This window comes from Mycobacterium sp. (assembly GCF_032161845.1).
Classification (GTDB): domain Bacteria; phylum Actinomycetota; class Actinomycetes; order Mycobacteriales; family Mycobacteriaceae; genus Mycobacterium.
Map to the genome: position 1 here is coordinate 1 of NZ_JAVRQA010000090.1, position 18,018 is coordinate 18,018.

General features: G+C 65.3%; 19 protein-coding genes. 7 read left to right on the top strand and 12 right to left on the bottom strand.

What is annotated here, in order from left to right; translation table 11 throughout:
* From QOD90_RS05360 to QOD90_RS05375, 4 genes are all read left to right on the top strand, one after another.
* Window positions 1-866: DUF4153 domain-containing protein (locus QOD90_RS05360; RefSeq protein ID WP_526347413.1), on the top strand; the 866-nt coding region annotated here is incomplete at its 5' end.
* A gap of 32 nt (window positions 867-898) precedes the next feature.
* Complete coding sequence (kstR2, locus tag QOD90_RS05365; RefSeq protein WP_526347415.1) at window positions 899-1,492, top strand: TetR family transcriptional regulator KstR2; 594 nt, start codon at window positions 899-901, stop codon at window positions 1,490-1,492.
* 3 nt (window positions 1,493-1,495) lie between these two features.
* Window positions 1,496-2,644 carry a steroid 3-ketoacyl-CoA thiolase FadA6 gene (gene fadA6 / locus QOD90_RS05370; RefSeq protein ID WP_526347417.1) on the top strand — a complete coding sequence of 383 codons (1,149 nt, stop codon included), beginning with the start codon at window positions 1,496-1,498 and terminating at the stop codon, window positions 2,642-2,644.
* Between the two features lie 169 nt (window positions 2,645-2,813).
* Window positions 2,814-3,683 (top strand): endonuclease domain-containing protein, encoded by an 870-nt coding sequence (locus QOD90_RS05375; RefSeq protein ID WP_526347419.1) that lies wholly within the window; start codon window positions 2,814-2,816, stop codon window positions 3,681-3,683.
* A gap of 154 nt (window positions 3,684-3,837) precedes the next feature.
* Here QOD90_RS05375 and QOD90_RS05380 read toward each other — a convergent pair whose 3' ends face one another.
* The 6 genes from QOD90_RS05380 to echA20 form a co-directional block, all read right to left on the bottom strand.
* Entirely contained in the window at window positions 3,838-4,578 is a 741-nt protein-coding gene (locus tag QOD90_RS05380; protein ID WP_526347421.1) for a hypothetical protein, read from the bottom strand.
* Complete coding sequence (locus QOD90_RS05385; RefSeq protein WP_526347423.1) at window positions 4,575-5,222, bottom strand: SatD family protein; 648 nt, start codon at window positions 5,220-5,222, stop codon at window positions 4,575-4,577. The genes QOD90_RS05380 and QOD90_RS05385 overlap by 4 nt, the downstream gene beginning before the upstream one ends.
* 62 nt (window positions 5,223-5,284) lie before the next feature.
* A complete protein-coding gene (gene ipdC, locus QOD90_RS05390; RefSeq protein ID WP_526347425.1) occupies window positions 5,285-6,349 on the bottom strand; it encodes a (3aS,4S,5R,7aS)-5-hydroxy-7a-methyl-1-oxo-octahydro-1H-indene-4-carboxyl-CoA dehydrogenase in 1,065 nt (354 codons plus the stop codon).
* On the bottom strand, window positions 6,346-7,095 hold the full coding sequence (ipdB, locus tag QOD90_RS05395; protein ID WP_526347427.1) for a cholesterol ring-cleaving hydrolase subunit IpdB: 750 nt from the start codon (window positions 7,093-7,095) through the stop codon (window positions 6,346-6,348). The genes ipdC and ipdB overlap by 4 nt, the downstream gene beginning before the upstream one ends.
* Window positions 7,092-7,988 carry a cholesterol ring-cleaving hydrolase subunit IpdA gene (gene ipdA, locus QOD90_RS05400; protein WP_526347429.1) on the bottom strand — a complete coding sequence of 299 codons (897 nt, stop codon included), beginning with the start codon at window positions 7,986-7,988 and terminating at the stop codon, window positions 7,092-7,094. Before ipdA ends, ipdB begins: the two co-directional genes overlap by 4 nt.
* On the bottom strand, window positions 7,985-8,746 hold the full coding sequence (gene echA20 / locus QOD90_RS05405; protein ID WP_526347431.1) for a (7aS)-7a-methyl-1,5-dioxo-2,3,5,6,7,7a-hexahydro-1H-indene-carboxyl-CoA hydrolase: 762 nt from the start codon (window positions 8,744-8,746) through the stop codon (window positions 7,985-7,987). The genes ipdA and echA20 overlap by 4 nt, the downstream gene beginning before the upstream one ends.
* A gap of 73 nt (window positions 8,747-8,819) precedes the next feature.
* On the opposite strand from echA20, the gene QOD90_RS05410 reads away from it, so the two are divergent.
* Together QOD90_RS05410 and QOD90_RS05415 are read left to right on the top strand one after the other, a co-directional pair.
* Entirely contained in the window at window positions 8,820-9,602 is a 783-nt protein-coding gene (locus QOD90_RS05410) for an SDR family oxidoreductase (protein WP_526347433.1), read from the top strand.
* A 17-nt stretch (window positions 9,603-9,619) separates the two neighbouring features.
* Window positions 9,620-10,525, top strand: coding sequence for an SDR family oxidoreductase (locus QOD90_RS05415; RefSeq protein WP_526347435.1), 906 nt, complete (start codon window positions 9,620-9,622; stop codon window positions 10,523-10,525).
* Here QOD90_RS05415 and QOD90_RS05420 read toward each other — a convergent pair.
* The 6 genes from QOD90_RS05420 to QOD90_RS05445 form a co-directional block, all read right to left on the bottom strand.
* Window positions 10,513-10,977, bottom strand: a complete 465-nt coding sequence (locus QOD90_RS05420; RefSeq protein WP_526347437.1) for a nitroreductase family deazaflavin-dependent oxidoreductase — start codon at window positions 10,975-10,977, stop codon at window positions 10,513-10,515. The two genes, QOD90_RS05415 and QOD90_RS05420, sit on opposite strands and share 13 nt — an antisense overlap.
* A 76-nt stretch (window positions 10,978-11,053) precedes the next feature.
* Complete coding sequence (locus tag QOD90_RS05425) at window positions 11,054-14,278, bottom strand: thioester reductase domain-containing protein (RefSeq protein WP_526347439.1); 3,225 nt, start codon at window positions 14,276-14,278, stop codon at window positions 11,054-11,056.
* Window positions 14,279-14,293: 15 nt separating this feature from the next.
* Window positions 14,294-14,452, bottom strand: a complete 159-nt coding sequence (locus QOD90_RS05430) for a hypothetical protein (protein ID WP_526347441.1) — start codon at window positions 14,450-14,452, stop codon at window positions 14,294-14,296.
* A gap of 135 nt (window positions 14,453-14,587) precedes the next feature.
* Complete coding sequence (locus tag QOD90_RS05435) at window positions 14,588-15,043, bottom strand: nitroreductase family deazaflavin-dependent oxidoreductase (protein WP_526347443.1); 456 nt, start codon at window positions 15,041-15,043, stop codon at window positions 14,588-14,590.
* 9 nt (window positions 15,044-15,052) lie between these two features.
* Complete coding sequence (locus QOD90_RS05440) at window positions 15,053-15,481, bottom strand: DUF8021 domain-containing protein (protein WP_526347445.1); 429 nt, start codon at window positions 15,479-15,481, stop codon at window positions 15,053-15,055.
* Entirely contained in the window at window positions 15,481-16,644 is a 1,164-nt protein-coding gene (locus QOD90_RS05445) for a steroid 3-ketoacyl-CoA thiolase (RefSeq protein WP_526347447.1), read from the bottom strand. The genes QOD90_RS05440 and QOD90_RS05445 overlap by 1 nt, the downstream gene beginning before the upstream one ends.
* Before the next feature lie 118 nt (window positions 16,645-16,762).
* Between QOD90_RS05445 and QOD90_RS05450 the strand changes: the two genes are divergently transcribed.
* A complete protein-coding gene (locus QOD90_RS05450) occupies window positions 16,763-18,004 on the top strand; it encodes a cytochrome P450 (RefSeq protein ID WP_526347449.1) in 1,242 nt (413 codons plus the stop codon).
* Window positions 18,005-18,018: the final 14 nt, after the last annotated feature.

The following is an 18,018-nucleotide window of genomic DNA, read 5'->3' on the forward strand; positions in this document are numbered from 1 at the left end:
TGGTCGCCCGTGTTCTGGTCTTCGGGCTGGTGCTGGCCTTCGTCCTCGGGGGTGCCCATCTCGTCCGGTTCGCACCACGGTTGGACGCCATGGCACCGAAGCCGGTGCGGTCCGTCCCGAGGTGGGAGTGGGCGGTCCCCCTCGGCGTGCTCGACGCGTTGTTCGTTGCGTTCGTCGCCGTCCAGGCCACCGTTCTGTTCGGCGGCCACGACCACGTCCTCGAGACCGAAGGGCTCACCTACGCCGAGTACGCGCGACAGGGCTTTTGGCAGCTGCTCTGGGTTTCCGGGCTGACGCTGCTGGTGATCAGCGTCGTCATTCGGGTGGCCGGACGTGTCGGCACCGCCGACCGGCGGCTGTTGCGAGCACTGCTCGGCACGACGTGCGCCACGTCAGTGGTGGTGGTCGTCTCGGCGATCCACCGGATGTGGCTCTATCAGCAGGCATACGGGTTCAGCGTGCAGCGGATCATGGTGATCGCGATCGAGTCGTGGCTCGGCGTGGTGTTCGTACTCATCGCACTGACGGGCATTCGAATGACTGCGCATTGGCTGCCGCGGGCCGTCCTGGTCGCCGGCGTGGTGACATTGCTCGGCGTGGCAATGATCAATCCCGAGAGGTTGATCGCCGAGCGCAACATCGACCGCTACGAGCAGACCGGCTCGCTGGACACCGACTACCTGCTCTCGTTGTCACCGGACGCCGAGCAGGCACTCCAGCGGTTGCCAGAATCGATTCGACAGTGCGCCCGATACCGTGCCGACGAACCGGATCCCTGGTACGTGTTCAACCTGTCGCGTTCGCGCGCGAGTCACGATGGAACGCCGTCGGCGGACGCGTGCCTCGAGTACTGGGGCTACAGCTAGCCGAGCAAGCGCTTGGTTGATACTCTGGTCAGGTGGACAAGGCGCTTCCGAGTCGCCGCGACGAGCTGCTGGACCTCGCCGCGGCGATGTTCGCCGAGCGCGGTCTACGGGCCACCACGGTGCGCGACATCGCCGACTCCGCGGGAATCCTGTCCGGCAGCCTGTACCACCACTTCAAGTCCAAGGAGCAGATGGTCGAGGAAGTCCTGCGCGACTTCCTGGACTGGCTCTTCGGTCGGTACCAGGAGATCGTCGAGACCGAGACCGATCCGCTGAAACGCGTCGAAGGTCTGTTCATGGCGTCGTTCGAAGCCATCGAGCACCGGCACGCCCAGGTCGTCATCTATCAGGATGAAGCCAAACGGCTTTCGTCGCTGCCGCAGTTCGCCTTCGTCGACGAGCGCAACCGGGAACAGCGGACGATGTGGATAGACGTCCTGAAGCAGGGCGTCGCCGAGGGAAGCTTGCGCGCCGACCTCGACGTCGACCTGGTGTACCGATTCATCCGCGACACCACCTGGGTTTCCGTCCGCTGGTACCAACCAGGTGGACCCCTCACCGCCGAGCAGGTGGGCAGGCAGTACCTCGCCATCGTGCTCGGCGGAATCACCAAACAAGGAGATTGAACAATGGCTGACGCGTACATCATCGATGCCGTACGCACCGCGGTGGGCAAGCGCAACGGCGGTCTGTCCGGCGTTCACCCCGTCGATCTCGGGGCTGCTGCTTGGCGTGGACTCTTCGACCGCAACGACGTCGACCCGGGTGCCGTCACCGACGTGATCGCCGGCTGTGTCGACGCCATCGGCGGGCAAGCGGGCAACATCGCCAGGCTGTCGTGGCTCGCCGCTGGCTTCCCCGAGGAAGTGCCCGGCGTTACCGTGGACCGACAGTGTGGTTCGAGCCAGCAGGCCATTTCCTTTGGCGCACAGGCGATCATGTCCGGTACCGCCGATCTGATCGTCGCGGGCGGCATGCAGAACATGAGTCAGATCCCGATCTCGTCGGCGATGATCGTCGGCGAGCAGTTCGGTTTCACCTCGCCGACCAGCGAGTCGAAGAGTTGGCTGCACCGCTATGGCGATCAGGAGATCTCGCAGTTCCGCGGCTCGGAGATGATCGCCGAGAAGTGGAAGATCTCGCGCGAGGAGATGGAGCAGTACTCGCTGACCAGTCACCAGCGCGCGCAGGAGGCGATCCGCGCCGGCTACTTCGAGAACGAGATCATCGCGGTAGACGGCTTCGTCACCGACGAGGGCCCACGCGACACGTCGCTGGAGAAGATGGCCGGGCTGAAGACCCTCGTCGAGGGCGGCCGGCTGACGGCGGCGATGGCCAGCCAGATCTCCGATGGCGCCAGCGCCGTGCTGATTGCGTCCGAGCAGGCCGTCAAGGACCACGGCCTCAAGCCCCGCGCCCGCATCCACCACATCAGTGCCCGCGGCGCCGACCCCGTGTACATGCTGACCGGCCCGATCCCTGCGACGCACTACGCGCTGGAGAAGACCGGCCTGTCGATCGAGGACATCGACACCGTCGAGATCAACGAAGCCTTTGCGCCCGTCGTGATGGCATGGCTGAAGGACACCAAGGCCGATCCGGCGAAGGTCAACCCGAGCGGTGGTGCGATCGCACTCGGGCACCCGCTCGGGGCCACCGGCGCAAAGCTCTTCGCGACGATGCTCAACACGCTAGAGCGCACCGGCGGTCGGTACGGCCTGCAGACGATGTGCGAAGGCGGCGGAACCGCCAACGTGACCATCATCGAGCGGCTCTAGGCCCCCGCCTCCACCGCCGCCGCGCCACGACCCCCGCCCCGCCGAGTGTGAATCTCACGACGGTTTGAGCCGAAATCCGTCGTGAGGTTCACAGTGGGCCCTAGTGTGCCTGTGGATAACCACCCGCTGCACAAGCGATCTCGTCGGGTGTAGCCCGGATGATGCCGTCATGTCCGTCGTACCGTGGCCGTTCATCGGTGCCGAAGCGCTGTCGAATCGCGTCATCCCCGAGCGCGCCATGCGCAAGTCCTACGAACCGTTGTACCCCGGTGTCTTCATACCGCGTGGCGTTCAGCCGTCGGCCGCTCAGTGCGCCGAGGCGGCGTGGCTATGGTCCAGGCGTAGCGGAGTCGTCGCCGGGCAATCTGCGGCTGCTCTCCTCGGGACGAAGTGGATCGATGGGCGACAACCTGCCGAATTGATCCACGAGAACCGCAAACCACCGGCCGGGCTGGTCGTTCGGACCGAAGAGCTTCACCCCGGCGAGCGCTTGGTTGTCAACGCGATGCCTGTAACCACCGCTGCGCGAACGGCATTCGACATCGGTCGACATACGGTTTCGCGAGTCCAGTCGGTGCAGCGACTGGACGCCCTGGTCAACGCCACTGGTGTGACGGTCGCGGACGTCGACGGTGTTGCCGCCGCTCATCCGGGAGTGAGGGGTCTGCGGCGGCTGCGCGGCGTACTTCCCCTGATCGACGGCGGCGCCGAGTCGCCACAGGAGACGGTCGCCAGGTTGGCTCTCGTCGACGCTGGGCTGCCCGCGCCGCAGACGCAGTTGGAGGTCTTCGGGCAGTACGGTGAGTTCGTCGCCCGGATCGACATGGACTACCGCGAGGTCAAGGTCGGCATCGAGTACGACGGACCCCAGCACTGGACCGATCCGGCTGTGCGGCAGCGTGACATTGACAAGCAGTTCGAGCTGACGGCGCTCGGCTGGATCATCATCCGGGTGAGTCGCGACCTGCTGCGGTATCGGCGGCCGACTTACGTCGCGCGGGTTGAGGCCGCGTTACGCGAGCGGGGCCTCGTGTGGTGATCGAGTGTGGATCTCACGACGGAATTCTGTCGAAATCGTCGTGAGATTCACGCTCGGCGGGGGCGGGGGCGGACGCTCGGCGGGGGCGTCGGCGGGGGCGGGGACGGCGGCGGGGGCGTGGGCGGGGCGAAGCGCGTGGGCGGGGCGAAGCGCGCTAGTGCACGGCCGCCACCAGAGCCAAGCCGCCGAATGCCAACATCCAGCTGGCGAAGCTACCCACCAGGAAGTATTCGGTGACGTCGTCGATGCCGACCCGCTCCGGGCTGCCGTTCTTGTCACGCTTGGCGCTGATCTCCGGGAATCGGATGATGCTCTTCGCCGCGACGACGGCCGTGGCCAAAGTCAGCTGACCAGCCAGTCCCAGCCCGACGATCAGCAGGCGTTCCATCGGTCCGAGCAGTCGACCACCCTTGAGTTGATCCGACGCCTGCGGCTGTCCTGCGGGTCTAACCGCGCCGACGGAGCCGAGAACGAGGCGTACCAACTCATTTGCCGTTCCCAGCTGGGTCAGCACGACGCCGACGACCATCAGCGTCCGGTTCGGGCTGACGGCGTAGCCCGTCCAGGCCAGCCAATGCGCAATCAGGCCATCGACGTCGGATCCCAAGCCGGACAACAGGATCAATGCCGCGACTGCGACACCGAACACCGTCAACGGTAAAGCTTGGTGCCTGCCAGTTTGCTCGGCGCGGTCGCACAGCAGAAGCCACGCGACGCTGGCCGCGGCGGCGATGGCGACCAAGGGAAGGTCGCCGACGTGCCACAGTGCGCCAAGCAGCAGGCAGGCCAAGATCGCCACGACGGCTGCCGATGGCGCCACCCACCGGACGGCGACCAGGCGCCGGCACACATCGCCGATTCCGACGGCGATCAGCAGCACGGCCAGTGCGCTCATCGAATCTCCGAAAGCCGCTGCGACGCCGCGACGATGAGGTCCAGCCCGTCGCGCGCCGCGCGCTGGGATACCGCCGAGGCGCTGATGCCCTCGTCGGCGGCGAGTTCGCGCTTGGACCGGTTGTTCACTAGACCTCTCAGAATGCGGATGGACCTTTCATCGAGTGATCCAAGCAGGTGGTCCCGACACATCAGCGCGGCGTTGATCGGGTCCGCCACGGGTGCTGCGGCGTCGGTGGTCCGGTACGACGTGCGCACCAGCGCGAGGCCGGCCTGTTTCTGCGCGGCGGCGGTCCATTCGATCGCCTCGCGTGCCGCCCACCAGCCGGGTCCGTCCTGGATGCCGGTGTCCGGGTCGAGCATGGTGGCCCCACCCCAGCCGATGCCGAATCGGACGTCGACGTCTGGCGCGACGGCGAGCCGGAGCGCCAGGGCAGCGGCGATCGCGTCTCCCACCGATGCGTAGCTGCCTTGAAACTCATCGCCGACCGTGAAGGCCGGGGCATCGACGGCGTTCGACGCAATTGCCTCCAGCGCCCTGGTCAGATTTCGATGCAGGGCGCGCCGATCGGCGGCGGCACGGGAGCCGACGACGTCACCGATCAGCATTGCTCTCGATGAAGTCGATGGCTTCATGTCGTCCATATGAAGATCATAGCTTCATTATCTGAAAAAGAAGCTATTTACTTCATCGATACCTGGGGGAATCAGTCGACGATGTGTCCGGAGGCCGCGCGAAGGTGGTTCACCGCATCGCTGACAATCGACTCGACCAGTTCGGCGCACGACGGCAGGTCGTCGAGAATTCCTGCGACCTGACCAGAGGCCAGCACGCCCGCTTCGGTGTTGCCCTCGACCAGGCCCGCCTTCAACAGCATCGGGGTGTTGGCCGCCATCACGATCTGCGACCAGGTCAGTTCCTTGCCGTGTCTCATGGCAAGGCCGTCCTTGATCATCGACCGCCACGTCATGCCGGACATCTTCTTGAACTTCTGGGCATTGAGAATGGCTGCGCTGAAACCCCGCGCACGCGAGCCGCTCTCGAGCTTCTCGACCAACCCGGTCCGTAGTACCCGGTGCGGCATGCCGTCCACGCGCTTGGACACGATGGTCGCATCGAAGGCGGACTCCAGGTAGCGGCGCTTGACCTCTTCGGGCACGGTCGAATCAGACGTCAGCAGGAAACGGGTGCCCATCGCGACGCCCGCGGCGCCGTAGGACAGGGCAGCGGCCAGGCCGCGACCGTCGAAGAATCCGCCTGCCGCCACGACGGGGATGTCCACCGCGTCGAGCACCGAGGGCAGCAGCAGCGTGGTCGCGACCGGACCGGTGTGGCCGCCGCCCTCGCCGCCCTGCACGATCACCGCGTCGGCGCCCCAGCCAGCCACCTTCTTGGCGTGTTTCGCCGCGCCGACCGACGGAATGACCACCACCCCTGCTTCTTTCAGCTTGGCGATCAGGTCGGGTTTCGGCGCCAACGCGAAAGACGCCACCCTGACGCCTTCGCGGATCAAGAGGTCGATTCGATCGTTCGCGTCACCGGCGTCGGCGCGGATGTTGATGCCGAACGGCTTGTCCGTGGTCGCCTTGACCTTGGTCACCGCCGTCGCCAGCTCCTCGAGCGTCATCGTCGCCGACGCCAGGATGCCGAGCCCACCCGCATTCGACGTCGCCGCCACCAGTCGCGCGCCTGCCACCCAGCCCATCCCTGTCTGGACGACGGGATGCTCGATGCCGATCAGTTCGGTCAGCGGGGTGCGCAGGTGACTCATACCTTGACTTCCTTGTCCCGCAAGCCCTTCGGATCGATCGCTTCCTGGATGAGCTTCAACTCATCGCCTGACGGCAGCCGGGAGGCGGTCGCCGAGTCCAGGCCGTGCACGTCGAACGACGTGTTCTCCGCGACTTGCGCGGGTTCGACGCCGGGGTGCAGTGACACGGCCCGCATCTGGTGGTCGGGTCCACCGAAGTCGAAGACGCCGAGGTTGGTCACCACTCGGTAGACGTTCAGGAACCGGTACGCGGGATTGTCGGAATCAACCTTGTCCCAGCCGACGCCCGACACGATGTCGACGGTGTCGCAGAAGACCCGCTTCGAATGGTTGCCGACCCAGTAGCTGGTGGCATGGTTGATGGCGTTGCCCGGCGCGCCGCGGACGCCGAACATCTGGCGGGTCGGGTGCTGAATGGGCCCGAACGCCGACAGATTCTGATTGCCGTAACGGTCAATCTGGTTGGCGCCCATGACGACGTGCCGTCGTCCCCAGGACAGGGTCTCGAAGACCCGGTTGAACGGCATCCACCCCTCGATCGCCGCGGGGGCGCCGATCGGGGGCGTGTCCGCGATCAGTCGAGCCTCCCCGTCGGTCAACAGAATGTCGGGGGAGAACGTCAGTCGGGCCAGGCGCGCACCGATGGACACGATCGTCGTCATCGGGCTCACCATGATCTCGCCCGCGTCACGGAAGAGGTCCGCGCACGCGATGGTGCACACGTCGGCTCGGGAAGCGGAGATCATGCTGAACCTTCCTTGCGCGCAGACTCACTGAACTTGCGTACGGCGGCCTGGTAGTCGGCCTCACTGCCGGCGAGGTAGGTCTTGACGAACTCGGCCCACGTCTCGTCGGAGGCCGCGGCCTCGGCGTAGTGGCGCTGAAACTTCTCGTCGCGGCGGTAATCCGGTTCGTTGGTGGTGAAGTGGGCGCCGCCGGGCGCCTCGACGACCGCGTCGACCATCATCCGATTGATCAGCAGTGCCTGCGGTGGCACCGCCTCGATCAGCTCCTCCGTGGACACGACGCGTTCCACCGAAAGGAAGCGCTTCTCGGCGGCCATCATGAAGAGGTCGTCGAAGTAGGGATCAATGCCGGTGTAGGCCGCATTGCCCCGCTCGTCACCGAGGTTCATGTGCACGAACGCGGCGTCCAAAGTCAGTGCGGGCATGGCGATCAGCTCCTCGAAGCCGCCCGAGGAAGCCGGGTACGGAGACGTGACGGTCTTGAGTTCGTCACCCCAGAAGGTGCGGACGTCGCTGCCGAGGCCGGCGCGGATCGGCAGGAACGGCAGCCTCTGAGCCGCCGCTTGGAGCCCGCACCGCACCATGCCCTCATCCATCTCGCGCGCCTCGATGGCGCCGGTGGTGCGCGCCTTGGCGAACCACGGATCGTAGAAGGGCGGCGAATCCAGTGACACGAAGCCGTAGTAGACGCGCTTGACCTTGTTTGCCGAGCACAGTAGCCCGACGTCGGGTCCGCCGTAGCTGACGACGGTCAGGTCGGTGACGTCGGTGCGCAGCAGCGCGCGGATGAAGGCCATCGGCTTGCGCCGTGAACCCCAGCCGCCGACGCCGATCGTCATGCCGCTCTCGATCGACGAGACGGCCTCGTCGAGAGTGGTCCTCTTGTCTGTCATGCCTTTTCAGATCCCTTCGAGGTCCCGGCGAACGCGTCGCGGTGCTCGTCGGAGACGCCAGCCAGGTTGAGCTCAAAGGTAAACCCTTGTTCCATGCGGTATCTGGCATTGGGTGGTTGCACGTCGATGAGGTTCAACGCCTCCTTCGCCGCTCGGATGACGCGGGTGTCCTTGACGGCGATGTCGCGGGCCACCCGCAGCGCGGACTCGTCGAGGTCGGCGCGCGGCACTACCTCGTGCACGGAGCCGAACTGGTGCAGCGTGGCAGCGTCGACTGTGGCGGCCGTGAAGAACAGCCTGCGCATCATGTGTTGCGGGACCAGTCGGGACAGGTGGGTGGCCGCGCCGAGTGCGCCGCGTTCGACCTCGGGCAGGCCGAACTTCGCGTCGTCGGACGCAACGATCACGTCGGCGTTGCCGACCAGTCCGATGCCGCCACCGACGCAGAACCCGTTGACGGCCGCCACGACGGGAACCTCGCACTCGTACACCGCGCGGAAGGCGTGAAAGCAGCCCCGGTTGGCGTCGATGAGCGCGGTGAAGCCCTCGGTGTTCTGCATCTCCTTGATGTCGACGCCCGCGTTGAAGCCGCGACCTTCGGCCCGAAGGATCACCACGTGGGTCGCCATGTCGCGCCCGGCGGCGGTGATCGCATCGCCGAGCTCGAACCAACCGCGTGACGGGATGGCGTTCACTGGCGGGTAGTCGACGGTGACCGAGACGATCCCCGGTTCGATTGTCTTGGTGGTGATCGTCATGCGAATTCCTCGGCTACTCCTGGGGCGGCTACCTAAGCAAGCACTTGCTTGGTACGCTAGCACAGTGACCGACATGGCTGACAGGGCAAGTTCCGGGGCGGGTGTGAACCTCCAACTGGACGGTCGCGTCGTTCTGGTGACCGGCGGTGTGCGCGGGGTCGGCGCTGGTATCAGCGCAGTGTTCGCGGGTCAGGGGGCGACGGTCGTGACGTGCGCCCGCCGTCCCGTCGACGGCCTGCCGTACGAGTTTCTGCCCTGCGACGTCCGCGACGACGACTCGGTCAAGGCGCTCATCGACACCATCGTCGAGCGTCACGGTCGGCTCGACGTCGTGGTCAACAACGCGGGCGGTTCGCCGTACGTTCTCGCCGCCGATGCCTCGGCCAAGTTCAGCACCAAGATCATCGAACTCAATCTGATTGGCCCGCTTTCGGTTTCGCAGCACGCCAACGAACACATGCAGAATCAGCCCAACGGCGGGTCGATCATCAACGTCGCCAGTGTCAGCGGTCGTCGGCCCACCCCTGGCACGGCGGCCTACGGCGCGGCCAAGGCGGGCGTCGAAAGCCTCACCAGCACACTGGCGGTCGAGTGGGCACCAAAGGTCCGGGTGAACTCCCTCGTCGTCGGCATGGTGGAGACCGAGCAATCCGAACTCTTCTACGGCGACGCCGAGTCGATCGCCGCCATCTCGGCCAACGTTCCGCTGGGGCGGCTGGCCAAGCCCGCCGACGTCGGTTGGGCGGCCGCCTTCCTCGCCAGCGATGTGGCCTCCTACATCAGCGGAGCGTCGCTCGAGGTACACGGTGGCGGAGAACCGCCGCACTACCTCGCTACCACCAGTGCAATCAAATAATCGAGGAGACAACACAAATGGGCTTGCTTGACGGTCGAGTGGTCATCGTCACGGGATCGGGCGGCGGAATCGGGCGGGCGCATGCGCTGGCCTTCGCGGCTGAGGGGGCGCGGGTCGTCGTCAACGACATCGGTGTCGGCCTCGACGGCTCACCTGCCGGTGGTGGCAGCGCAGCCCAGAGCGTGGTCGACGAAATCACCTCCGCCGGCGGCGAAGCCGTCACCAGCGGTGCCAACGTCGCCGATTGGGAGCAGGCCGAGGGTCTCATCCAGACCGCAGTCGACGCCTTCGGCGGGCTCGACGTGTTGGTGAACAACGCGGGCATCGTCCGCGACCGGATGTTCGCCAACACCAGCGAAGAGGAATTCGACGCGGTCACCGCCGTGCACCTCAAGGGGCATTTCGCCACCATGAAACACGCGGCGGCCCATTGGCGCGCGAAGTCGAAGGCTGGCGAAGCAGTGGACGCGCGCATCATCAACACGAGTTCCGGCGCAGGCCTGCAAGGCAGTGTGGGACAAGCGAACTACAGCGCGGCCAAGGCGGGTATCGCCGCTTTGACCCTGGTGGCTTCCGCAGAGATGGGCCGCTACGGCGTGACCGTGAACGCCATCGCACCGTCGGCCCGCACCCGGATGACCGAGACCGTGTTCGCAGACATGATGTCGACCCAGGACTCCGCCTTCGACGCCATGGCGCCGGAGAACGTCTCGCCGCTGGTGGTGTGGTTGGGCAGCGTCGAGTCGCGCCACGTCACCGGCCGGGTCTTCGAGGTCGAGGGTGGCATCATCCGCGCCGCGGAGGGCTGGGCCCACGGACCGCAGATCGACAAGGGCGCCCGCTGGGATCCCGCCGAACTCGCGCCCGTGGTCACCGATCTGCTCGCGAAGGCGCGCCCGCCGGTGCCGGTCTACGGGGCCTGAATAGGCTCGCACACCACCAACGGGATCACCCGGTCAGTGGCGTCACGGTAGTTCTTGTACGGCGGATACAACTTGATGAGGACCGGCCAGTAGCGCCGACGCTCTTCGTCGGTCGCGTCCCGCGCCGTCATGGACAGTCGCTGGTCGCGCACCTGCACTGCAACGGCGGGATTGGCCTTCACGTTGAGGTACCACGCGGGGTTGCCGTCGCGGCCGCCGAACGACGCGGGAAGCACCACCTTCTCGCCATCGCGCAGGTACAGCGTCGCCGTCGTGCGCGGCTCCCGCGACTTGCGTCCGGTGGTGGTGAGCAGCGCCGCCGGGAACCACAGCAGCTTCGCGCCCAACCTGCCGTTGGTGCGCTGGTAGAGCGCGACGTGTCCGCGAGCGAAGTACTTCAGCGCCCGCGCGAGCAATCCCGAATTGCGGATTCGTTCGGAGACGTCGGCCATGCCGTGTACTTAGCCGGGCCGAACCGATCGCAAACGTGCGAGTTCGTGGGGCCACGGCTCCGCCGCCGGCGCGCGCCTATAGCAGCTCGAGTTGGCGCAAATCGGCCACATACTTGGCGATCAAACTTGCCGATAAATGCGGAATGTCGCCGTCTGGTCCAATGCCCGACATCCGTACCCCGGCACGGAATGCGTCCGACGGCAGCGCTGGGCCGTGCAGAGCCGGCGCGGGCGGTTTGAATCCTTCGAGCAGGTTCAGCTCGGAGTGTTGGCGCTGCCTGTCGGGTAGAGCCCGCATCGCGGATTCGAAGCGCGTCAGCCAATCGGAGTAATCGTCGACGCGTTGGATGGGATGGCCCGCCGCGATCAACCAGTCGACGAACCGATCGAGGGATATGCCGTCGTCATGCGGATTCACCACGTTGTAGGTGTGGAATCCGTCGAGGGCGTCGACACCAAGCGCGACGATCGCCTCGGCGATGAAGTCGACGGGAAGGCCGTCGTAGTGCGCTCTCTTCCCGCGTGTCTGGCCGTCGAAATCATAGAACGAACGCGGTGCGATGCCCGTGGCAACCAGGCTCAGCATCAGTCGCGTGAAGAGGTCAGAGACATTCAGCTGACCGGTATAGCGGCTGTGAGCCAGGATCATGTCGCAGCGGAAAACTGCGCCCGGCAGACCGCAGAGGTCATTGGCTTCCCGTAATAGCACCTCGCTGGCCCACTTGCTGTTCGAGTAGCCATTGGCGTACGTGTCGTCGACCCTTCGCACCGCGCTTGCCGTGCGAATGTCGACATCCTCGCCGAGGCCGCGATCGCCGTCGAAGGCCACCGCAACCGTGGAGACATAGTTGAACGGCTTGAGCGTCGAGGTCAAAGCCAAGCGAATGAGCTCCGCAGTGCCCACCACGTTGGGGCCGAACATCTGGCTGTAGGGAAGCACGTGGTTGACGAGCGCCGCACAGTGGACGATCACGTCGGCATCGTCGGCCAATCGACTCCAGGTGGCCGCGTCCAAGCCCATCTGCGGCTCGTCGACGTCACCGGCCACCACCTCCAAGTGATCCGCGGCCAGCGCGTGAAATTCACGCGTCAGCTCGGCGTCGCCCCTGTCGAAGGCAGCCGCGATCCGTGCTCTTGCTGCGCCAGCATCGCGTCCCCTGGCGATGCAGATCAGCTTCCCGCCGGATTGGCTCAGGCGCTGTAGCCATTCCATACAAAGGAACCGACCGAGATATCCGGTCGCACCGGTCAACAAGACCGTCGTAGGAGCTCCACTTGGACGCGCCAGTTCAGTCGCGTCGGCCAGCGTCTTGGGGTCGATGAACTTATCCAGCGTGAGATCGCGCGCGCGCACCTCTGAGGTGTTCTCGCCGTGTACCGATGCGAACGTCGGCCGACCCTGTCCATTATTGCGCTTCAGCTCAATGTAATTGGCCAGCCGATCCAAGTCGTTGGTTGGGTCGAGGACCACGCCTACCGGTACCGCGGTGTCGAAGACCTCTTCCAGAAGTGCCGAGATCTTCAACGCGGATAGCGAATCACCACCCATGTCGGTGAAGCGCACACCGCCGTTCAGCTCATCGGGGCGACATGCCAGCGTCGCCTGCACCGCGAGCCGGACCGCCTCGGCCACCGGCTGAACGGCACCACCGCGTCGCAACGCGCTCAACGACTTCGCTTGATCTTCGGCGCCGACGTCCGGGGCGGGCGCGCTGGCTGCGAACCCGTCACGCAGTAGGAACTTCTGAACCTTGCCCGACGGAGTCGTGGGAAACACGTCGACTACGAGCCAATGAAGCGGCACCTTGTGAGGCGTCAACCGTTCGAGGCAGTACGTGCGAAGTTGGTCGGGATCCGGCGTGCGTCCGTCAGCGGGTCTGATGAACGCGGCTACCTGTTCGCCCCACGTCGGATCGGGGACGCCTACCACCGCCACGTCGGCGACATCGTCATGCCCGAACAGCACCTGCTCGATTTCGCGGGGATAGATGTTCTCGCCACCGCGGATGATCATGTCCTTGAGTCGGCCGGTGATTCGGCAGTAGCCACGGCTGTCCATCGCGGCCAGGTCACCGGTGTGCAGCCAGCCATCGTCGTCGATCGCCTTAGCCGTGGCGTCCGGGTTGTCGAAATAGCCCGCCATCACGAAATAACCACGGGTGCAAAGCTCCCCATCGACATCGGGGGCAACAGTTTCGCCCGTCTCGGGGTCGATCACCTTCATGTCGGTCTGAGCCACCGCTCTGCCTATGGTGTTGTATCGATCTTCCGGCTTGTCGTCGGGCACGACCTGAGTAACGCATCCCGACGTCTCCGTCTGACCGAAGCCAATACAGAGCCGCGCATCGAAGGCGTCTTCGACGCGCGACACCAGGGCAGGCAAGACGGGGGCGCCTGCCGCAACGACGACCTTCACCGAAGACACATCCGAATCAACTAGCCGGGGATGCTCGAGACAGGCGATCAGCATGGTTGGAACGCCGAAGAAGCACTCCCCGCGCTCCTCTTCGATGAGCTGGACCAGTAGGCCCGGGTCGAAGTACGGCAGCACGACGAGAGTCCCCGCATTTGCGATCGTGCCGAGGACCGTGAGACCGCATCCGACGATGTGGAACAACGGCATGCCACACATCTGAACCGTGCCGGGTTGCAGGCCGAGCGCATCGACATATATGCGCGCACTGTTGACGACGCCACGGTGATGGAGGACTGCACCCTTTGGTCGTCCGGTGGTGCCGGAGGTATAGAGGATCTGTGCGGCCGAACCTGGATCGACGTCGGGCAGGGCCTGAGTTGACGAACCGCTGGCGCAGAACGCTTCCCAGTCAGCGAAGGAGACCTTCTCGCGCAGTTGGGGCAGTTCACCCTCGATCTCCGCGAGAATCGGGGCCATGCGCAGGCCTTGAAAATCAGGCACGTAGAAGATGCCATCCGACCGCGAATGACCCAGCACGTACGCGACTTCGTCCGCGCGCAGAACGGGGTTGACGGTGACAAGCGTGATCCCAGCCAGCCCGGCCGCAAGTTCGAGGAACACCCATTCGGGAATGTTGTTGGCCCACAATGCGACACGATCACCGGGGACGAACCGTCCGAGTAGCGCGCGCGCTGCAAGTTCGGCCTCCTCAAGAAGTTCGGCGTACGTCCACCGGCGTCGGTCGGCGGCCTCGGGCATGCCGGTCACTAGGGCGACGGCATCGGGTGCGCGCGCTGCCGTCTCGCGTAGCAAGCCTCCGATGGTGAGTTCGAGGATCGGCACGGAGTCGTTCGCGATCCACTCCGCTGTTGAAAGCTGCACCATCGTCGGTCCCCCCGGCTAGAGCAGTTCGAGATGTCCCAGGTCGAGAGCGCCAGCAATCAGAACGACCGCATCTGGCCCGCGCGTCGCCGGCTCGTGCAGCAACCGTCCGATGCCCAGTTCCTGTGCCCCCACGGACCGATGCTTCGAGCACTGCAGGATCGAAAGTACGACCATGTACAGCATTATGACCCCACGCCGTCAAGAAGGATCCAGGAAGAATCAGCTAATTCTGGAGACCTTGCGATGGCAATGAAGTCTTCACCAAATTGACGTGCTGGTTACGCTTTCATCCGCTGCGTGCAGCGACGCCTACGGCTCGCACACCACTAGCGGTATCTTGCGCTCGGTCCAGGACTGATAGTCCTCGTAGCCGGGGTACATCGCGACGAGCTTGGGCCAGTAGAGGTCCCGCTCGGCCTCGGTCGCCTCGCGTGCGGTGAGGCTCAACTTCTCGTCCTTGATCTGGACGGTGACCTTGGGGTCGGCCTTGAGGTTGAGGTACCACATCGGATGCTTGTCGCTGCCGCCCCTTGACGCCGCGACGATCACCTTGTCGCCATCGCGGTGGAAGTACAGCGGGCTGTCGCGGGGCTCCCCGGACTTGCGGCCCGTGGTGGTCAGAATGGCGACGGGAATGCCCTGGAAGTTGCCGCCGAGCCCCTTGCCGTCACTGCGTCGGTACATGAACGTGTTGATGCGTGACATCCACTTGACGGCGAAGTCGCCGAAGGCGGTGTCCATGTACTTGGGTCTGTTGCCTGCCATGGGAGAAACCTAACCCTTGAGCAGGAACGGACGGATGTCAGCCTTGATGTGGTGGATCAAGCCGTCTGAAGTGGGAATCAGGAAGGTCTCGTCGATGTGCGCACCGACCCGTCGACCCGCCAGGGACGGCTTGGTCTCCAGGTCGAACCTGGCCCGGATGTGATCACCGTCGACGGTGAACTCCGGGTGCGTCGTCGCGCGGATGACGCGGTACTGCAGTCCGCCGGTCAGGCTGCGCCGCAGGTGATTTCCCGAGAATCCCGTCTTCAGCCCGACTTCGACGCGGGTGCACCCCGGAGCGAACGGCACCGCACTCGCATCATGGCTGGCCAACGCATCGATGTAGGCCTGGGCGGCCGCGATGCGCTCGCTGTCGGAGACCGTCCGCGGGGCTGAACCTGATTCCCCCGTCGCTTCGCTCCTGCCCTCCGGAGCCACTAGATGCGCTCGATGATGGTGCCGGTCGACAGGGCCCCCCCGGCACACATCGTGATCAGGGCGGTGCTCTTGTCGCTGCGCTCCAGTTCGTGCAACGCGGTGGTGATGAGCCGGGCTCCGGTGCTGCCCACCGGGTGTCCGAGCGCGATGGCCCCGCCGTTGACGTTGACGCGGTCCATGTCCGGCTCGTGCACCCGTGCCCAGGACAGCACGACCGAGGCAAAGGCCTCGTTGATCTCGACGACGTCGATGTCGCCGATCTTCATTCCGGCCTTCTCCAGCACCTTGGCCGTCGACTGCACCGGCCCGTCGAGGTGGTAGTACGCCTCTGAGCCGACGTTGGCCTGGCTGACGATGCGAGCGCGGGGTTTCAGTCCGTGCGCCTTTGCGACGTCTTCGTCCATCCACAGCACCGCTGCGGCGCCGTCGGAGATCTGCGACGAGGTGCCCGCGGTGTGAATCGCGCCTTCCATCACCGGCTTCAGCTGTGCCAGGCCCTCCAAGGTGGTATCACGCAGGCCTTGGTCGCGGGTGACGAGTGCCCACTCGGACGTCGGACGTTTGTTCTCGTCCAGCACCGGCGCATCGATCGGTGAGATCTCGCGATCGAACCGGCCCTCAGCCCAAGCCTGGGCCGCCTTGCGCTGCGAGTCGAAGCCGAACTGGTCGATCTGCTCGCGGGTGATGCCGCGCCGCTTCGCGATCCGTTCTGCGGCGGTGAACTGATCGGGCATGTCGATGTCCCACGACGAGGCCCGGATGACCGAGCGGTCGGGTCCCGCGTTGGCGCCAAGGCCGACCCGGCTCATGGCCTCGATGCCGCAGGCAATGCCGATGTCGATGGCGCCGCCCGCGATGAGTCCATGGACGAGATGGTTGGCCTGCTGCGCGCTGCCGCACTGGCAGTCGACCGTCGTCGCGCCGACGTGTTCGGGCAATCCGGCGGTGAGCCAGCCGACGCGGGTGATGTTGTTCGACTGCTCGCCGAACTGCGTGACGCACCCGCCGATGAGCTGCTCGACGTCGCCTGCGTCGATGCCGGCTTTCTCGACGAGGGCCTTCTGAACTGCGCCCAGCAGTTCCGTGGCGTGCAGGCCGGACAGCCAACCGTTGCGCTTGCCGATGGGGCTGCGGGTGGCTTCGACGATGACAGGGTTACCCATTCCGTCAGGCTAGAACACGTTTCATTACTCTGACAAGCTGCGATGCGGCCGCGCCTTTGATCTGCAGTGAAGCCATGTTTTACTGGCACTAGAACACGTTGCAATTAGGAGCGCATGCATGGCACCCCTCGATATTCCCTCGGATTTCGACTTCCTCGATCCGGACGTCAACCTCGTCGCCCTGCCCGTCGGAGAATTGGCAGAGCTCCGTAAGTCAGAGCCGATCCACTGGGTCGACATCCCCGGCGGCGCCGGCGGGTTCGAGGACCACGGGTACTGGCTCGTCACCAAGCATGCCGACGTGAAGGAGGTCTCGCGTCGAAGCGACGTCTTCTCCAGCTGGCAGAACGGCGCCATCCCCACCTGGCCCAAGGAGATGACCCGCGAGAACGTCGAGTTGCAGCGCAGCGTCATGCTCAACATGGACGCGCCGCACCACACCCGGCTGCGCAAGATCATCTCGCGTGGGTTCACCCCGCGAGCCATCGGTCGCTTGGAGGAGGAGCTGGCTCAGCGCGCGCAGAGCATCGCCAAGACGGCTGCTTCGGAGGGCTCCGGCGACTTCGTCGAGCAGGTCAGCTGCGAGCTGCCGCTGCAAGCCATCGCCGGGCTGCTCGGCGTTCCTCAGGACGATCGCGACAAGCTGTTCCGCTGGTCGAATGAGATGACCGGCGGCGAGGACCCCGAATTCGCCGACGTCGATCCGGCGCAGTCGTCGATGGAACTCATCATGTACGCGATGGCGATGGCCGACGAGCGGGGCAAGAACCCGACCGATGACATCGTCACGACGCTCATCCAGGCCGACATCGACGGGGAGAAACTCTCCGACGACGAGTTCGGCTTCTTCGTGATCATGCTCGCCGTCGCGGGCAACGAGACCACCCGCAACTCGATCACGCACGGCATGATCGCGCTGGCGAACAACCCCGATCAGTGGGAGCTCTTCAAGAAGGAGCGTCCGTCCACCACCGCCGACGAGATCATCCGTTGGGCCACCCCGGTGTCGGCGTTCCAGCGCACCGCCAACGAAGACACCGAACTGGCCGGTGTGCAGATCAAGAAGGGTCAGCGGCTGGTGATGTCCTACCGCTCGGCCAACTTCGACGAGGACGTGTTCACCGATCCCCACTCGTTCGACATCCTGCGCGACCCGAACCCGCACGTCGGCTTCGGCGGCACGGGTGCCCACTTCTGCATCGGCGCCAACCTGGCCCGGATGACGATCAACCTGATCTTCAATGCCGTTGCCGATCACATGCCCAACATCAAGGCCGTTGGTGAACCGGAGCGGCTACGGTCGGGATGGCTCAACGGCATCAAGCACTGGCAGGTCGACTACACCGGCGCTGCGCACTAGCTCTCAAACTTCCC